This is a genomic window from Nocardia sp. NPDC060249, assembly GCF_042728755.1.
GTDB lineage: Bacteria > Actinomycetota > Actinomycetes > Mycobacteriales > Mycobacteriaceae > Nocardia.
In genome coordinates this window covers 54,692-69,526 of record NZ_JBHXAQ010000009.1, presented here as the reverse complement: position 1 = coordinate 69,526, position 14,835 = coordinate 54,692, and the positions used below count along the sequence as shown (strand labels likewise).

Sequence of the window (14,835 nt, the reverse complement as noted above, 5' to 3'; positions counted from 1 at the left end):
CGGCCCGAGACAGTCTCGGGCCGTTGATCTTCGGAGTATTGGGTGTGGTCGCCGTGCGGGGATTTCGGGTACGTCGCTACTTGACCGAACCGGCCAGCTGATCGGCGAACGGGGCAACGAACTTTCCGACAAGGGGAAGCTCTGCGCGGACGCCGCCGCTGTTGTTCGCCTGAACCATGGCCATGATCCAGACGACGACCGTGAAGACCGCGAGCGCGAGTCCGGCGAGGCTGAAGATGATCCCCAGGGCGCCGAGGAGCGAGCCGACGATGCTCAGAACGATATTGAGCACCGAGACCCCGGCGAAGAAGATGATCGATTGCGCGGCATGGAATTTCACGTCGGGATCGTTCTTTCCCACAAAGAGGAAGATGATTCCGGTGAGCCAGCCCAGCGCGTAGGACAGGATCGCACTGGTCTTCTTGTCCAGTCCGGCGGACTGCGGTCGGTTCGAGGGAAGCTGAGAAGATGTCATGCGGCAAGTACATGCCACGCCCGCCGCCTACCGATCCCAACTTTCAGCACGAAACAAGTGGCCGCGAGCCGGGCCGAAGCATCGGAACCCGACGACCTGCTTGCCGCGCGGAACCGATCAGGCTTGTGCGTCCTCGATAGGTGGGTTCGACGCGGGGCGCGGGCGTTGGGCCTCGCTGCGCGCCTTCGAGGCGCGCCAACTCGCTATGAATCGCTCGGCTGACTCGGCGGAGATCTCCTCGTGAGGCATGTCCACTCCCTGCTGATAGCGCTGGAGGTACTCGGTAGGACCCCAGGTGAAGTCCCTGCCGAGCGCTTCGTCGGTCGGTAGCGGTCGGGTGTCGGTCCGGCGCACAAGCCCGGTGATCCGACGGGCGCGCCAGCCATCGGGCCAGCCTCTCTCGTCATCGATCAATGCGAAGTAGCGCACTGCGGGTTCGTTGCTTTCAGGCATTGTTCGGCTGTCCTTCACTGGGATTCGCGGCGGGCGGCACCACTGTCGACTGTATCCAGCGAAATCCGCCACCCTCGCTGTGAAAGTGACTGGCATTGACGGTCCGGCCGGTCCCGAGAAACCGAGGCGGCGGTTGTCTGGGCGTGGCGAACCCGCGTCGGGGCCTCCTGCCGCTCTTTGCCGAGCCAGTCAACCGACCGAGAGATCGGCCATGTGTTCATAGGTTGGGTTGCGCCATCCCTGGGGTGGGTATCGGGTATTCGGCTGCCCCGGGATCGTTGATGTCACACCGGAAACGGTGTCGGAGAGGATCGATCGAGGGTGTCGGTCCCTCTGCTCGAGATCAGGGGCAATACGATGTTTGCACGGCGAGTTCAGTTACGTGCCAACGTGATAGCGGTCAGCCTGGCTCTCGCGGTTCTCGGTGCCGCAGTCGCGGGCTGCGACCCGACTACCGAGCCCCACACTGTCGACGTCACCAAGACCCGCACTGCCGAAGCAGCCGAGTTCAGCAGCGACGAAGCATCGTTCCTCGAGGAGATCAGGATCAACGATGCGGCCCTGCCGGGGAAGTCGGCGAAGGAGCTGGTCGCCGCGGGCCACGCGACATGTGAACACCTGCGTGGCGGCGTGTCAGTTCTGGACGAGACTTCCGCGGTCGAGCAGACCTACCAGTTCGATCAGGGCCCGCTGTTCGTCAGCGCCGCGACCACGAATCTGTGCCCGGACTTCGTTTCGTGACCATGTGCGCACTATCGGCCGGTCCGACCGCGGTGGTGCGGCAGGGTGCGGTCGCGAGATTGCCGGCAACGGGACGAAGATCTGACCGAGCGCTCCGGCACGGGTCGGCGCACGGCCGACTCTGACGCCGTTGCCCGACTCTCGACAGCTGATGCCGATCACGTCGTACGCGGCGTGGTGTTCCTGCCTGCGGGCGATGCGCCCGTTCTCACAACCGTTCGCACCGCGATGCCGTGGCGACGCTCATTGCGGTGGATCGGTCGTTCCGGGCCGGTCGGTCCGGATCACTCGGGTTTGTGACCCGACTTCGTGTCCGGATCGACCTTGTCCGCACGCTCCCATTCTTTGTCCAGGTCGGCCCGCGAATCCGCGGCATCATCGCGATGCACGTGCGCCTGCTGGGCAAGCTGCTCGGCCTGCGCGGTCTTGGCCTCGGCTTCGGCCTTGGCGGCGCGGCTGCGGGCGGCGATCTCGTCGGCCCGCGCCTCTCGCTGTGCCGATGACACCCAGGTGAGCTTCACCAGTCGCCACACCAGCGCCGCCTGAGCTAGGCACTTCTGCAGCGATCTATCTCGCCTCGCCCAAACCGTCCCTGCAGCCCCTGAAAGGAACACCCTGGCCCGTGGACCCGGCAATCAACCCGCTGACCAGGGGTGTTGATGGCTGCTCGGAACTGCTGATCAGCGGTTTTCAACCATTCCGAAACGGATCAGGGCAGGCCCCGCCCGGCGAAAGATCGAGGCTAGTCCCTGATGACGCTGCAGTCGCACGTGGAAGAATGCTCGAATGACTGACTCACGTCGCCTCGTAGATAAGCTGTGGTCCTACTGCAACGTGCTGCGCGACGACGGCGTTGGAGTGATCGAGTACACAGAACAGCTCACCTACCTGTTGTTCCTCAAAATGGCTCACGAGCGGGCAACCCGCCGCCTCAACCCCCAGCAGGTAGTCCCGTCGGAGTACTCATGGCAGCGCCTCCTCGACGCCGAGGGTATCGAGCTCGAACTTGAGTACACGAGAATTCTGGTAGGTCTGGCTGAGCAACCCGGCACCCTCGGCACGATCTTCCGCAAATCACAGAACCGGATCCAAGATCCCGCGAAGCTCAAGCGGTTGATCGCCGACCTGATCGACAAGGAGAACTGGTCAGCGTCGGGTACCGACCTCAAGGGCGACGCCTACGAAGCGCTGCTGTCGAAAGGCGCGTCCGACAAGGGCTCCGGCGCGGGCCAATACTTCACCCCGCGTGATCTGATCGCCGGCATCGTCGACGTCATCAAACCCAAACCTGATGACACCGTTGTCGACCCTGCCTGTGGCACTGGAGGCTTCCTCCTTGTCGCCCACGAGCACGCTGCCAAAGGCGCGGAGAACCTCACTCCTTCCCAGCGCGGTCACCTGCGCGATGACTTCGCGGCCGGTTTCGAACTGGTCGACGGCACGGCTCGCCTGGCAGCGATGAACCTGCTCCTACATGGCATCGGCACCCCCACCGGGGACTCGTTGATCGAGGTCAAAGACGCGCTCCTAGCCGACCCCGGCCGTCGCTGGAGCGTGGTGCTGTCCAACCCGCCGTTCGGCCGCAAATCCTCGTTGACGATGGTCGGCGCTGATGGTCGCGAAGCGAAAGAGGACCGCGAGATCGAGCGTACGGATTTCGTCGTCACCACCAGTAACAAGCAGCTCAACTTCTTGCAGCACATCATGACCATCCTTGAGATCAACGGTCGCGCAGCGGTCGTCCTACCCGACAACGTGCTGTTCGAAGGTGGCGCGGGCGAAAACCTGCGCAAGAAACTGCTTGAGGACTTCAACCTCCACACCATGTTGCGCCTGCCGACCGGCATCTTCTACGCCAACGGCGTCAAAGCCAATGTCTTGTTCTTCGACAAGAAGCCCGCCTCCGAGCAACCGTGGACACAGCGTCTGTGGGTCTACGACCTGCGCACCAACCAGCACTTCACGCTGAAACAGAACCCGCTGCGACGCAAACACCTTGACGAGTTCGTCGACGCCTACGACGGAGATCGTGAGGCGGTGGAATCTGAGCGTTGGCGTTCATTCACCTACGACGAGCTCATTGCCCGTGACAAGACCAACCTCGACATCACCTGGCTGCGCGACGAATCGCTGGAAGACACCGACAACCTGCCCACGCCGGAAATCCTGGCACGCGAGATCGTTGAAGATCTGACCGCGGCGCTGGTCGAGTTCGAAGCGGTGGCAGCAGAGCTCGAACGTACATCCGCCGACGCATCCTGACCGATTTGTCGCACCCTCCGATACGCTGAAAGGCCTATGAGCCAAGATGATTCAGACCGGCTGGCCGCCGAACAACGCGCACGAGCGTTGATCGACGCCCAACTGGCGGCTGCCGGGTGGGCGGTTCAGGACCGACGCGCGATGAACCTCTTCGCCGCCGAGGGCGTGGCCGTGCGCGAAGTCATCATGGAGAAGGGCCACGGCCGGGCCGACTACTTGCTCTACGTCGACAAGAAGGCCGTAGGGGTCATCGAGGCCAAGCCGGTGGGCACACCGCTCTCCGGGGTCGAGTGGCAGTCTGCGATGTACGCCGAGGGCCTACCGGCCGACGTCCGATTGAAAGCGCTCACCGTGGGCGGACGTTTGCCGTTCGTGTTTGAATCCAGTGGCACCGAACTGCATTTCACCAACGGTTTCGACCCGAACCCGCGTTCGCGCGCGTTGTTCCACTTCCCACAAGCCTCGACACTCGCCCGGTTCCTGCGAGACGCGGCCGCCAATCCGGATGCACCGACATGGCGGGCCAAGGTCGCTGCCATGCCCGAACTGGACCGCAAGAGTTTGCGGCCAGCACAGATCAAGGCAGTTGTGGGCATCGAGCGAAGCCTCGCCCAACAACGCCACAAGCGCAGCCTGGTGCAGATGGCCACCGGCGCGGGCAAGACATACACCGCGGTCACCGAGTCCTACCGCCTGCTCCACCACGGCGGGTTCGGGCGAGTGCTATTCCTGGTCGACCGCAATAATCTGGCCGACCAGACCCTGGCCGAGTTCCAGAACTACCGGACCCCGGACGATGGCCGCCGTTTCACCGAGCTCTACAACGTCGACAAGCTCACCAAAACGGGCATGCTGGCGTCCTCAAGCGTGGTGATCTCCACCATCCAGCGTGTGTTCAAGGCACTGCAAGGCCAGGATGTGCCCGATACCGACGACCCGAATCTTGACGGCTACATCCCAGAAGCCCCGATCACCGTCACTTACAACCCGGAGTTGCCGCCGGAAACATTCGACTTGGTGATAGTCGACGAGGCACATCGCTCGATCTACGGTGTTTGGCAGGGCCTGTTGCGCTATTTCGACGCCCACATCGTTGGCCTGACCGCGACTCCCGGCAAACAAACGTTCGGGTTCTTCGAACAGAACCTGGTGTCGGAGTACACCTATCCTCAGTCAGTAGCCGACCTGGTCAACGTCGATTTCGACGTCTACCGGATCAACACCGAGATCAGCGCGCGCGGTTCCAGGATCGAGCAAGGCACCGTAGTTCCAAAAGTCGACCGTCGCACCAGGATCGAGCGTTTAGAGACCCTCGAGGACGACTTGACCTACTCCGCGAAGCAGCTCGATCGCGCGGTGACCAGCAAGTCGCAGATCCGTACCGTGCTGGAGACCTTTCGTGACAGGCTGTTCACCGAGATCTTCCCTGGCCGCACCACCGTTCCTAAGACGCTGATCTTCGCCAAGGACGACGCGCACGCCGAGGAAATCGTGACCCTCGTACGTGAGGTCTTCGGCAAAGGCAACGATTTCGCCGCGAAGATCACCTACAGCGCCAGCGACACCAAACGTCGCCTGCAAGCGTTCCGCACCAGCCCAACGCTGCGAATCGCGGTAACCGTCGACATGATCGCCACCGGCACCGACGTCAAGCCCCTTGAGTGCGTGTTCTTCATGCGTGACGTGCGCTCCGGCCAATACTTCGAACAGATGAAAGGCCGTGGCGCACGGACTATTTCCAACGCCGACTTCCAAGCGGTCACCCCCGACGCCGAAGTGAAAACACGCTTCGTCATCGTCGACACCGTCGGAGTCACTGAACACGCGTTCTGCGACGCGCCGCTGAACCGGGAGCGTGGCGTCGGCTTGAAGAAGCTGCTCGACAAGGCCGCCGCGCTCACCCTCACTGAGTCCGAAACTGCCACGCTCGCTTCGCGTCTGGCGAAACTCGAACTCGACCTCACCGACCCCGAGCGCAGTGAGCTGGACTCCGTCGCTGGTTGTGCTGTGCGCGACATCGTCCGCGGCCTTGTAGACGCGGTCAGCCCTGACATCCAGGCAGCCTACGACGGCGACATTCAAGATCTACTCGATCGCGCTGTGGAACCAATCGCGGCCAACCCAGAGCTCCGAAGCCGCATACTCGAACTCCGGGCCACCCATGACCGCACAATCGACGAAGTCAGCCACGACGTTTTGCTTGATGCTTTCGGCGTAGTCGACCCATCACGCGCACGCACAGTAGTGGATTCTTGGAGCGACTACCTCAGCGAACACCGCTCAGAGATCACCGCTATCCAGATCCTGAGCGAGGCCGGTGACCGCCGTGCGACCTACGCCGAAATCCAAGAACTGGCTTCCCGGATCGCACGACCCCCGTATAACTGGACCCCCGACATCATCTGGAACGCCTACCAGGGCCTCGAAGTGCAGGTAAACAGCGATATTGGTGGCCACCGCACCGTCACCGACCTAATTTCGCTAATCCGCTTCACCTTCGGCGTCGACAACGATCTAGTCCCCTACGCCGAGCGCGTCGGGGCCCGATACGAAAACTGGCTCGCCCAACAACGCCAGGCAGGCGTCGAGTTCACCGCGACGCAACGCTGGTGGCTGGATCGGATAGTCTCAGCGATCGCGGCGTCGGCCGAGTTCACCACCGCCGAACTCGACAACGCCCCCTTCACCGAACGAGGCGGCACCGACGGCGCCCTCCGCGACCTCGGTGACGCCACCACCGAACTGATCGACGAGCTGAATACGGAGCTGACTGCATGAACTGGCCTGTCGTGCCGCTGGGCGAGGTAGCCGAGACGGCCCTCGGCAAGATGCTCGACAAAGGCAAGTCACGTGGTAACGAGCACGTTCCATATCTGCGAAACATCAACGTCCAGTGGGGTCGAATCGACACCCACGACTTGCTGACGATGGAACTGGCCGAGGACGAACGTGAACGGTTCGGCGTCCGCAGCGGTGACCTCCTGGTCTGCGAAGGAGGAGACGTCGGGCGTTGCGCCATCTGGCAAGGTCGGTCTGCGTACCTCGCCTATCAAAAAGCACTCCACCGGATTCGCCCGTCAGCGGTGCTGGACGCCCGGTTCCTGCGGTACCTGCTGGAGCATCAGGCCAAGAGCGGTGCGCTGGCAAAGCTCTCAACTGGATCTACGATCGCGCATCTTCCCCAACAAAAACTACGGCGCATCCCGGTCCCATTGCCGCCCCTCGCCGAGCAACACCGCATTGTCGAAATCCTCGAGGACCACCTCTCCCGACTCGACGCAGGCCAGAAAGAGTTGACCGCCGCACCGCGGCGAATCGAGGCGATGAAGAGTGCCATTCTTCGTGAGCTGATCCCGGACCCTGTCGCCTATCCGGAGCATTGGACCGAACTGACCGTAGGTGATGCTGGGACCATTGAACTGGGTCGTCAGCGGCACCCCGACTGGCATGCGGGGCCGAACATGCGCCCGTACTTACGGGTTGCGAATGTCTTCGAGGACCGCATAGACATCGCAGACGTGATGGAGATGCATTGGCCCGCAGATACATTCGACCGATTTAAGCTCAGCCCCGGCGAGGTCCTACTCAACGAAGGGCAGTCGCCGGAGTTCCTGGGCCGACCAGCGATGTATCGTGGCGTCCCCACAGACGTCGCGTTCACGAACAGTCTCATCAGATTCAAGGCTTCGAACGAGGTCGACCCAGAGTTCGCGCTGCTTGTCTTCCGAAGGCACATGCGCGCAGGCCGTTTCAAGCGCGAATCACGAATCACGACAAATCTCGCGCATCTTTCGGCACGCAGACTGAAGGAAATCGAGTTCCCCCTCCCACCGCTCGACGAACAACGTCAGATTGTGGCAACCGCGCGCGACCGACTAGACGCCGCCGACCGCTTGAAGTCTGGCGTCGTAACCGCACTGGCTCAAGAGCTGAGGCTTCGCAAGGCGGTCTTGGCCGCAGCGTTTTCTGGCACGCTGACCAAGTCCCCCAATGAACTTCGCCATACAGAGGAACTCGTCCCGGCCTGATCATCCGACCAACTCACACATTGGGCGATTACCACCCAACACCATCCTCTATCAACGCTACGTCGACCGGTCTGCCATCGTTTCAAGCTCTAGATCGCTGGTCTCCTCGTCGTCTTCATTGTGGATTCGTTGAGCCAAATCCCACAGACTCTGGTCGTCAGCAAGCAGCCAACGCATGGTTCCCTGGTTTGCGACCGGATGGTCGGCCCAGCCAGCGTCCCACCACATCTTCATCACCAGTCCCGATGGGGAATATTGCTGTCCGTCATATGCCCACAGGATCGACTTGGTGCGGTGATTTACCCACGTGGCTTGCCGTCGCCGTTCGTCCTCGATGAGCCAGCCTTCCATCGCGCTACGCTCCGGCTCGGTCTGCCCTTCGTAACGAAGCGGGGTCCCGTCCTTGATTACACGGCGATCGACCAACAAGGGCACTGTGTTCTGTCGCCGTGGTTTACGAGGTTTGATAGGCGGCTCGGGGATCACGATCCCGTCGGACAGCTGATCCAGCACCTGGAGGGCAAGGTCCTGGGATTCCCTTGCGGACTTGAACATGACCCGGACCTCGCGTCGAGGACTGTTCAGTTCGATCTGATACGCGAGGCGGCGAACCAATTCCGGCACCACGGCTGGAATCTTCTCAAGTACCTCGCTATCCCAATCGAAGTCGGGGTCATCGATGCTTGTTCCGCCCAGGTGTTGGAACAGCAGATGAGTGATGAGGAAAGCACCATGTTCAGCGACGGCGGCCGCGCGTCCGCTGAGTTCGACGCCGTGGTCGTAAACGGCGCTGCGCGCCGCACGAAGCGTTAATACTGAACGCCAAACTTTCAGGGGGCTGGGCTCTCGCCGGAACAACACCGTGTGGCTGCCATTGGGCCCCACTTCCCAGAGGTTTTCCATGGAACTGCTGGCACGCGCCGCGTACTCGGGGTCCGGGTGCAAACAGGCCAATGCGAGGGCGAGCTCGTCCAATGAGCAGCCAGTTTCGGGGGCGGGAGGCTGATCACCGCGTTTGATCACATAGTGTTTGCGCAGCTCGGCACGCAGGTTTGCTTTGATCGCCTGGTGCACGGGTTCAAGGGCAATGTGGTCGCGTTGCTCGATGGCGTTCTGCCGGTTGGCTGCCTGGGATACGTCTATTCCGAATTGTTTGTCACCATGGGTATTGATGATCTTGATGCTCAGGGTGGCATTGGCCGCAGTTTCGCCATCCTCGTGCATTGCTCTCGCGATTGCGCGGACAGTCTGTCCTCCGTTCACGATGCTCGCGCCCCGCACCGTGAGGGTGGTCGCTCGGCTCTGCGGGGCCTTCGCGCTTTCATGTTTTGCCTCAAGCTCATCGCAAATCATCGTGATTCCGTTGTTGAGGTGCCAGAAGGTGGTCGGGGTTGAGGTCAGTGTCTGACCGATCGCCGCGTTGGTCACCGTGGTGCCGAGCGGCGCCCGCAAGTTGTGCTCGAAGAGTGCGGTTCCGTACATCTCGAACCAGTCGGCAACGAGTTCGGCGGAGACCGTGCCCTGGTAAGCCTCAAGCGGTCCCTTCTGCTTGTACCAGTCGTCCAATCGCACCTCAAGACCAATGGGGTCCGGGCGAAGATCCGCGTGGATCTGCTCGTGAAAGTCCTTGGACAGCAGGACCTCTATGCTGAAACGCGAGCCGTGCTTGTTGAATTCCTGGAGGGCGTTGTCAAGCACCTCCAGCGCTTGCGATGAAGGCTGCACCGTGCCCATCAGCGCAATCACGAGAATCGTTTTGCCTGAGATCAGCAGCGGGCGCGCCTCCTGCGCCAGGGTCGCCGCACGCTGGTTGAACTGTTCGTAGAGCTCGTTCTCGATGCGGTTTAAACCATCGACCATGGCCTTTGCGGCACCAACGTCAAAGGTAGCGGAACCGTGATCGCTCCATTTCGCCTGCACCAGCAGGACCTGTCCGCTATCAGGCAGGGGTGCGATGGCGTCTAGGCCCTGGTCAGCGATTCCATCGGTGACGAAGGCCGCCGCTTCCGCCGCGCTGCATTTCGCGAGGCGCCGTACGGCGAGTGCGGCGAGCGCACGTGAGAGAAAGCGTTGCTCGTAGTCCTTTCCTTTGTGATGTGCGATGTCACTGTCGTCGACGACACCGTCGAATGTTTCGTGAAGCTGTTCGCGGACCTGGGTGACCTGGCGGGGAGTGTCCGCTTCCAGCGTAGCCATTAGGTAATCGTCCTTCGGTTATCGATGTTATGGGTTGATTTGCTGTCGCGCCCGCGGCTACGGCCCGTTGCCGCGGGGGCGAGGGCTCATGTCGACCACCAGAACTGCGCACCCCAGCGTCTCCGCAGACGCCGCCACCATCGCGTTGACAGTGTCAAGATCGACCTCACGCGCGCCAATCCAACCGTCGCGCACCAGCCGGGCGAAATCAGTTGGCACAAGGTGCCTGTCCAACCTGTAGTTGGGCGGGTCCGAGGACGAGATGGCCGTCGAGAGCTGCTCGATCGGATAAATCGCGCCCGGGCTTGTCTGTGACAACGCCGTGGTGAACGGCTCGTGCGCATGAATACGAACAAAGAGCGGGTTCTTCACGAACCCAAAATCAGCGGGCCGTCGACTATCGGGACCGATCGCGCTGCGGAGCAAGTCTTCGAGTTCGGTCAAGCTCTGCCGAACGCCTGGCAACGCAAGCGTGGCCAACCCAGGCCCGACGTAGCGCAACGTGATTAGGGTAGCGCTGACAGCGTGGTAGTAGTAGGCATCGATCGAGCCACTCGTTGCCCGGGCCGAGCTCGGTACCACGACTGATGCCAACTCCAGGTGGTAGCTGCTGGTCTGCCGCGTAGGGTCGCCAACGACTGTTCGAATCGTTAGGTCGCCAACTCGACCAAGGTTGCTGGCGATTTCCTCTCGAACGTCACCGAATGCCGACTGGACCGCGTCACCCTGCATTCCCTTGATGAAGCTTGCGCCAATCTCTGGTGGCTTCCAATCTTTTAGCTGCGCAAAGTCGTTCGGGGAAACGCCTGCGATCTTCGCGAACAGTGCGATGGCATCACGTTCATCACGCCAACGAAGCCCCTCGCTGCTCCAATCGGCAGTGTGATCGAGATAGGGTGCCAGGGCCTTCACTGCTGTTGCAATGCCGGAAGAGAGCCCCACTAGGTCGGCCAGCACCGCGTCCGCTCGTGTCGTGATCGGACCGGATTCCGGCAGATGTTCGGAGCTGCGCGAGTCGAACCAGCGCTGCGGGGCATCAACACCGTCGCCGAACTGGTGGACCTGGGAGAGATATACCTTCCGGTCGCGGTCGGTGTCGCGGGCGGGGCGCACGATGCCCAGTCCCCAAATCCGTTCTACCTGCCGGAGAGAGGGGACTCGATCGCGGGTTGGCGGCGGAGCGACAATGATCGCGAGGCGCGGTTTCGAGTCGGGCCAGTCGAGACAGGCCTGTGAGTAGGACCGCTCCTTCGACAGGTCGTTGAGGACCATTCCGAGAAAGACTTCATCGGGACGTAGGATCGCCAACCGTACCGAAACTACCGGATTGTCGGCATCTGCCGGCTTTGTCCGCACTGGTCTCACACGCGCCCCCTCGATGGCGATCTCCTACGGCTTGGCGAAGCTAGGTTAGCCTGTCGCACAGACTATTTCGCACATCCATCCTTCCTCACTGGCGGCTGCCTGATCAGATCTGGTCGCAGATCTCCTGATCCATCCCCTGAATGAAGCTCTCGATTCGCCTACCCGACGGGTGTAGGTAGGGCCATGTACTCAACGACTGCGAAGGCATATATTCACGGCAGCAGACGCCCGGGTGCCGGCGATCGGCAATCTTCGTGTCTGGGAGGCAGATACAGGCCGACTCGACGAACACATCCAGTCGATTGTCGCTGCCGGAATGAGGTCGAAGGCGCGGGTGCGCAAGGTGATTCTGACCGGCAATCATGGGGGTCGCCGTGCGATACGGAGCCCTGCCGGAGAACCCGGTGCGAGACACATCGCGTCTGCGCAGCCGCAAGATCAAACCTCAGACGATCGAGCGGGACCGCCTGGCAGGTCTGCGTGCTCAACTTCGGGAGTGGTTGGCTGGGAACGAGATTCCTGGAGCACCTGCTTACGCGCACGGCCCGAAAAGGGACCGGACGATACTCGATGTGCCGATTTGATCCTTGGTTCAGGAGTGCGGCCAGACGAAGCGCTGGCAGCGTCGTGGGATCAGTTCGATCTTGAGGCGAAACCGGCGACGTTCACCGTGTCGGCGACCATTGTCAAGCTCAATGGGAAGGGGTTGTTCCGGCAGGAGTGGGCGAAGTCCGATGCCGGGCATCGGACGGTGGCACTACCCGGGTTCACGATCGAGATGCTGAAGCGGCTGCGCGACAGCCCGACCTGGGGGCGGATGTGCTCGGTGAAGGCGCTACGCGAGGTGGGTGCCAGCGTGGTGCAGGTCGAAGACAAGGTCCCACTCGTGTTTCCCGGCCGGGGCAGGGTGCTGCGCGATCCGAACAACTAATCGGACATGGCGGAATGCCCGGGGCACGTTGTACAAGGATGTCACGCAGTACACGTTCCGGAAGGCGGTAGCGACGCTGATCGCCGAGACGTCGGATTCGAAGACCGCCGCCAAGCAGTTGGGGCACTCTCGTGAGGCGGTCACCGAACGGCACTACATCGCGTCACCGGAGCAGGCGCCGGACTCATCGGCCGTGTTGGAGCTGGGGTTCGGTACGTCGGGCTGACAACGACGTTCTTGGTGGCGAATTCTTGGTGTTTTCTTGGTGATGGCCCGAAAATGCGGGATAAACGAAGAAATCCCCTGACCATTTTGCCTGGTCAGGGGATTTTTTATGCTCCCCCATCTGGACTCGAACCAGAAACCTGCCGATTAACAGTCGGCTGCTCTGCCAATTGAGCTATAGGGGATTGTCCTGGGTGGTTAGACTCAGGTGGTCGGCCTTGGCGGGCTGACCGAGATGAAACTTTAGCGCATCGTGTCGTGGGAACCCAAATCGGGGCACTACCTGCGGACATGCGGCGTATAACGATGTGCTGTCGAACAGTGGCCGGATCGACAGGGGTGGGGCGGCTGGGGCAGGATGGAGCCCGCACACAGACGTGGGAGGAGCTCCAGGAGATGCTGCGGTTGATCATCGGCGTAGCGGCCGGTTATGTGCTGGGCACGAAGGCCGGTCGGGCACGCTACGAACAGATCACCGCGGCCTCGCGAGCGATCGCGGGGAGTCCGGTGACGAGGAAGCTGGTGTCGGTGAGCCGGCAGAAGCTGTCGGACAAGTTGAGCACGCAGCCCAAGCTCGAGCCGATGGAGCCGATCGACGAGCGCACCACGGTATTGATTCCGCACAACCAGCTGCGTCGCTGAGCTGAGTTCCGTCGCGGTGTAGGGTCGCGCTCGTCTGCCGGCGCACGGGGACGAGCGTCCAACCGCCGAATCATCCTGCCGCGCAGGCTCGGCGACACTCCACCTCACTCTCACCACTACGGGGGACCACCATGACCGATCCGCACGTGAACGCTGCCGGCGCCGCACCGGTGTCGTTGTTCAGCGCCCAGAATCACGGCGACGTCAGCGCGGAGCCCGCCGAGCCGGTGCCCGGCAACCATCTGCCGACCTTTCTGGCCGCTGTCGAAGACCCGGACCAGAGCTAGCAGTGCTCGCCCTCGCCGCTACCGGTAGTCGACGGCGAGAGCTCCCCGGCAGTTCGGCGCGGGTAGTACTTCCGCGGAAATTGGGGTAGCCGGGTACTCGTGTGGGTTCGGACACATCCTCGTACGTTCAGATCAGCCTGAAAATCTGCGGCTGACGTCGGCGTTGAGGACTTCGGAGCCGCTCGAGTGTCGAGGAGCACGGATGTCTACCGCAATCACCACGCTGACATCGCCCAAGGGCCAACCACTGACTCTGATCGGCGACGCGAAGCTCTCACCGAATTCGGTGTGTCCCCGCATCGAACCGCCGCGCGGCGACGAACTCGGGCCGGTCCTCGAGATGTCGGACTACGAGCTCGCCGAAGCTCTGCGGCCGGTGATCTTCAACGAGGGCAAGGAATACACGGTCGACGCACCGAACACCTCGTTCGTCGAGCTGCTGCGGGCGGACGGCGAACGGCGCACGTCGTCCTACACCGCGCTGCCGCGCTCCCAGTCCGAACAGGTCGATTCGTCGTCGCTGCACGCGTTTTCGGGAATCATCGGCTCGGACAACCGGGTCGTGCGTCGCGACAACACGGTGTATCCGATGAGTACGGTCGCCTACCTCGCCCTCGCGAACGGCGGATACTCCGGGTCGGGGACGATGATCGGGCCGTCTACCGCCCTGACCGCCGCGCACGTCGTGCACAACGGGACGAGCTGGCTCCGGCTGCCCTCCATCGCACCCGGCACCGACCGCGGGGACTCGACCCCGATGCCTTTCGGCAGCCATGGCGGTTACAACGTGACGGTCCCCGGCGGCTGGATCAACAACGCGGGCGGCGACGCGCGGTTCGACTACGCCGTCATCGAATTCTCCGGATACGGCGACTTCCCGGGCCGCGCGTCGGGGTGGAAGGGCCTGTGGGTCGCGCCCGACAACGTTGTGAGCGGCAATCGGATGTACCTCTACGGCCATCCGAGCGACAAGGCCCAGCCCCAGATCTGGGGCAACGAAGGCAACGGCGTTCTCAACGGTCAGTACATCAACTTCTTCATGGACGCGTGGTACGGCGACAGCGGTTCGGGACTGTACGTGTACGACACCGACGGATGGCCCTACGTCGTCGGCGTGCTCCGCGGTGCCGCCGGCGCGATCGGCGACAACACCAAGCCCAACTTCGGGCGGCGGATGACCCGCGACGTCTACGACTTCGTCGTCGCGTACTCGGCTCTGTAGGAAGGAAA

The 14,835-nt window shown here is 62.3% G+C and carries 14 protein-coding genes and 1 tRNA gene; 9 read left to right on the top strand and 6 right to left on the bottom strand.

Annotation, left to right across the window (positions count from 1 at the left end; genetic code table 11):
* Positions 1-76: 76 nt before the first annotated feature.
* Both ACFWFP_RS26540 and ACFWFP_RS26535 read right to left on the bottom strand, forming a co-directional pair.
* Positions 77-475 carry a DUF4870 domain-containing protein gene (locus ACFWFP_RS26540; RefSeq protein WP_379299386.1) on the bottom strand — a complete coding sequence of 133 codons (399 nt, stop codon included), beginning with the start codon at positions 473-475 and terminating at the stop codon, positions 77-79.
* Positions 476-592: 117 nt separating this feature from the next.
* Positions 593-928, bottom strand: coding sequence for a hypothetical protein (locus ACFWFP_RS26535; RefSeq protein ID WP_379299384.1), 336 nt, complete (start codon positions 926-928; stop codon positions 593-595).
* 390 nt (positions 929-1,318) lie between these two features.
* Here ACFWFP_RS26535 and ACFWFP_RS26530 point away from each other — a divergent pair, with 390 nt between their 5' ends.
* Positions 1,319-1,669 (top strand): DUF732 domain-containing protein, encoded by a 351-nt coding sequence (locus ACFWFP_RS26530; RefSeq protein WP_379299382.1) that lies wholly within the window; start codon positions 1,319-1,321, stop codon positions 1,667-1,669.
* A 284-nt stretch (positions 1,670-1,953) separates the two neighbouring features.
* Here ACFWFP_RS26530 and ACFWFP_RS26525 read toward each other — a convergent pair whose 3' ends face one another.
* A complete protein-coding gene (locus ACFWFP_RS26525; protein ID WP_379299380.1) occupies positions 1,954-2,202 on the bottom strand; it encodes a hypothetical protein in 249 nt (82 codons plus the stop codon).
* Positions 2,203-2,455: 253 nt separating this feature from the next.
* Between ACFWFP_RS26525 and ACFWFP_RS26520 the strand changes: the two genes are divergently transcribed.
* Genes ACFWFP_RS26520 through ACFWFP_RS26510 form a run of 3 tightly spaced genes read left to right on the top strand, consistent with a single transcriptional unit; the run spans position 2,456 to position 7,959 of the window.
* Positions 2,456-3,931 (top strand): N-6 DNA methylase, encoded by a 1,476-nt coding sequence (locus tag ACFWFP_RS26520; RefSeq protein WP_379299378.1) that lies wholly within the window; start codon positions 2,456-2,458, stop codon positions 3,929-3,931.
* Between the two features lie 36 nt (positions 3,932-3,967).
* The gene (locus ACFWFP_RS26515; RefSeq protein WP_379299376.1) at positions 3,968-6,709 is read left to right on the top strand and encodes a DEAD/DEAH box helicase family protein; all 2,742 of its coding nucleotides are present in this window, start codon (positions 3,968-3,970) and stop codon (positions 6,707-6,709) included.
* On the top strand, positions 6,706-7,959 hold the full coding sequence (locus ACFWFP_RS26510) for a restriction endonuclease subunit S (protein ID WP_379299374.1): 1,254 nt from the start codon (positions 6,706-6,708) through the stop codon (positions 7,957-7,959). The genes ACFWFP_RS26515 and ACFWFP_RS26510 overlap by 4 nt, the downstream gene beginning before the upstream one ends.
* Before the next feature lie 57 nt (positions 7,960-8,016).
* Here the strand turns inward: ACFWFP_RS26510 and ACFWFP_RS26505 are convergent, their stop codons facing one another.
* Positions 8,017-10,155: an AIPR family protein gene (locus ACFWFP_RS26505; RefSeq protein ID WP_379299372.1), complete on the bottom strand. Its 2,139-nt coding sequence runs from the start codon at positions 10,153-10,155 to the stop codon at positions 8,017-8,019.
* A 57-nt stretch (positions 10,156-10,212) separates the two neighbouring features.
* Entirely contained in the window at positions 10,213-11,427 is a 1,215-nt protein-coding gene (locus ACFWFP_RS26500) for a hypothetical protein (RefSeq protein WP_379299370.1), read from the bottom strand.
* 691 nt (positions 11,428-12,118) lie between these two features.
* Between ACFWFP_RS26500 and ACFWFP_RS26495 the strand changes: the two genes are divergently transcribed.
* The gene (locus ACFWFP_RS26495) at positions 12,119-12,451 is read left to right on the top strand and encodes a hypothetical protein (protein ID WP_379299368.1); all 333 of its coding nucleotides are present in this window, start codon (positions 12,119-12,121) and stop codon (positions 12,449-12,451) included.
* Between the two features lie 28 nt (positions 12,452-12,479).
* Complete coding sequence (locus tag ACFWFP_RS26490) at positions 12,480-12,677, top strand: hypothetical protein (RefSeq protein ID WP_379299366.1); 198 nt, start codon at positions 12,480-12,482, stop codon at positions 12,675-12,677.
* A gap of 111 nt (positions 12,678-12,788) precedes the next feature.
* Here the strand turns inward: ACFWFP_RS26490 and ACFWFP_RS26485 are convergent.
* Positions 12,789-12,861: transfer RNA gene (locus ACFWFP_RS26485), tRNA-Asn, on the bottom strand.
* A gap of 211 nt (positions 12,862-13,072) precedes the next feature.
* Between ACFWFP_RS26485 and ACFWFP_RS26480 the strand changes: the two genes are divergently transcribed.
* From ACFWFP_RS26480 to ACFWFP_RS26470, 3 genes are all read left to right on the top strand, one after another.
* Positions 13,073-13,318 carry a hypothetical protein gene (locus ACFWFP_RS26480; RefSeq protein ID WP_379299364.1) on the top strand — a complete coding sequence of 82 codons (246 nt, stop codon included), beginning with the start codon at positions 13,073-13,075 and terminating at the stop codon, positions 13,316-13,318.
* Between the two features lie 131 nt (positions 13,319-13,449).
* Positions 13,450-13,605 (top strand): hypothetical protein, encoded by a 156-nt coding sequence (locus ACFWFP_RS26475; protein WP_379299362.1) that lies wholly within the window; start codon positions 13,450-13,452, stop codon positions 13,603-13,605.
* A 202-nt stretch (positions 13,606-13,807) separates the two neighbouring features.
* Positions 13,808-14,827, top strand: a complete 1,020-nt coding sequence (locus ACFWFP_RS26470; protein WP_379299360.1) for a trypsin-like serine peptidase — start codon at positions 13,808-13,810, stop codon at positions 14,825-14,827.
* Positions 14,828-14,835 lie beyond the last annotated feature (8 nt).

Bases quoted from the DNA above. Each gene is read 5' to 3' on its own strand.
- ACFWFP_RS26540 (WP_379299386.1), bottom strand. From the start codon at position 475: ATGACATCTTCTCAGCTTCCCTCGAACCGACCGCAGTCCGCCGGACTG.
- ACFWFP_RS26535 (WP_379299384.1), bottom strand. From the start codon at position 928: ATGCCTGAAAGCAACGAACCCGCAGTGCGCTACTTCGCATTGATCGAT.
- ACFWFP_RS26520 (WP_379299378.1), top strand. From the start codon at position 2,456: ATGACTGACTCACGTCGCCTCGTAGATAAGCTGTGGTCCTACTGCAAC.
- ACFWFP_RS26515 (WP_379299376.1), top strand. From the start codon at position 3,968: ATGAGCCAAGATGATTCAGACCGGCTGGCCGCCGAACAACGCGCACGA.
- ACFWFP_RS26510 (WP_379299374.1), top strand. From the start codon at position 6,706: ATGAACTGGCCTGTCGTGCCGCTGGGCGAGGTAGCCGAGACGGCCCTC.
- ACFWFP_RS26505 (WP_379299372.1), bottom strand. From the start codon at position 10,155: ATGGCTACGCTGGAAGCGGACACTCCCCGCCAGGTCACCCAGGTCCGC.
- ACFWFP_RS26500 (WP_379299370.1), bottom strand. From the start codon at position 11,427: ATGGTCCTCAACGACCTGTCGAAGGAGCGGTCCTACTCACAGGCCTGT.
- ACFWFP_RS26480 (WP_379299364.1), top strand. From the start codon at position 13,073: ATGCTGCGGTTGATCATCGGCGTAGCGGCCGGTTATGTGCTGGGCACG.
- ACFWFP_RS26475 (WP_379299362.1), top strand. From the start codon at position 13,450: ATGACCGATCCGCACGTGAACGCTGCCGGCGCCGCACCGGTGTCGTTG.
- ACFWFP_RS26470 (WP_379299360.1), top strand. From the start codon at position 13,808: ATGTCTACCGCAATCACCACGCTGACATCGCCCAAGGGCCAACCACTG.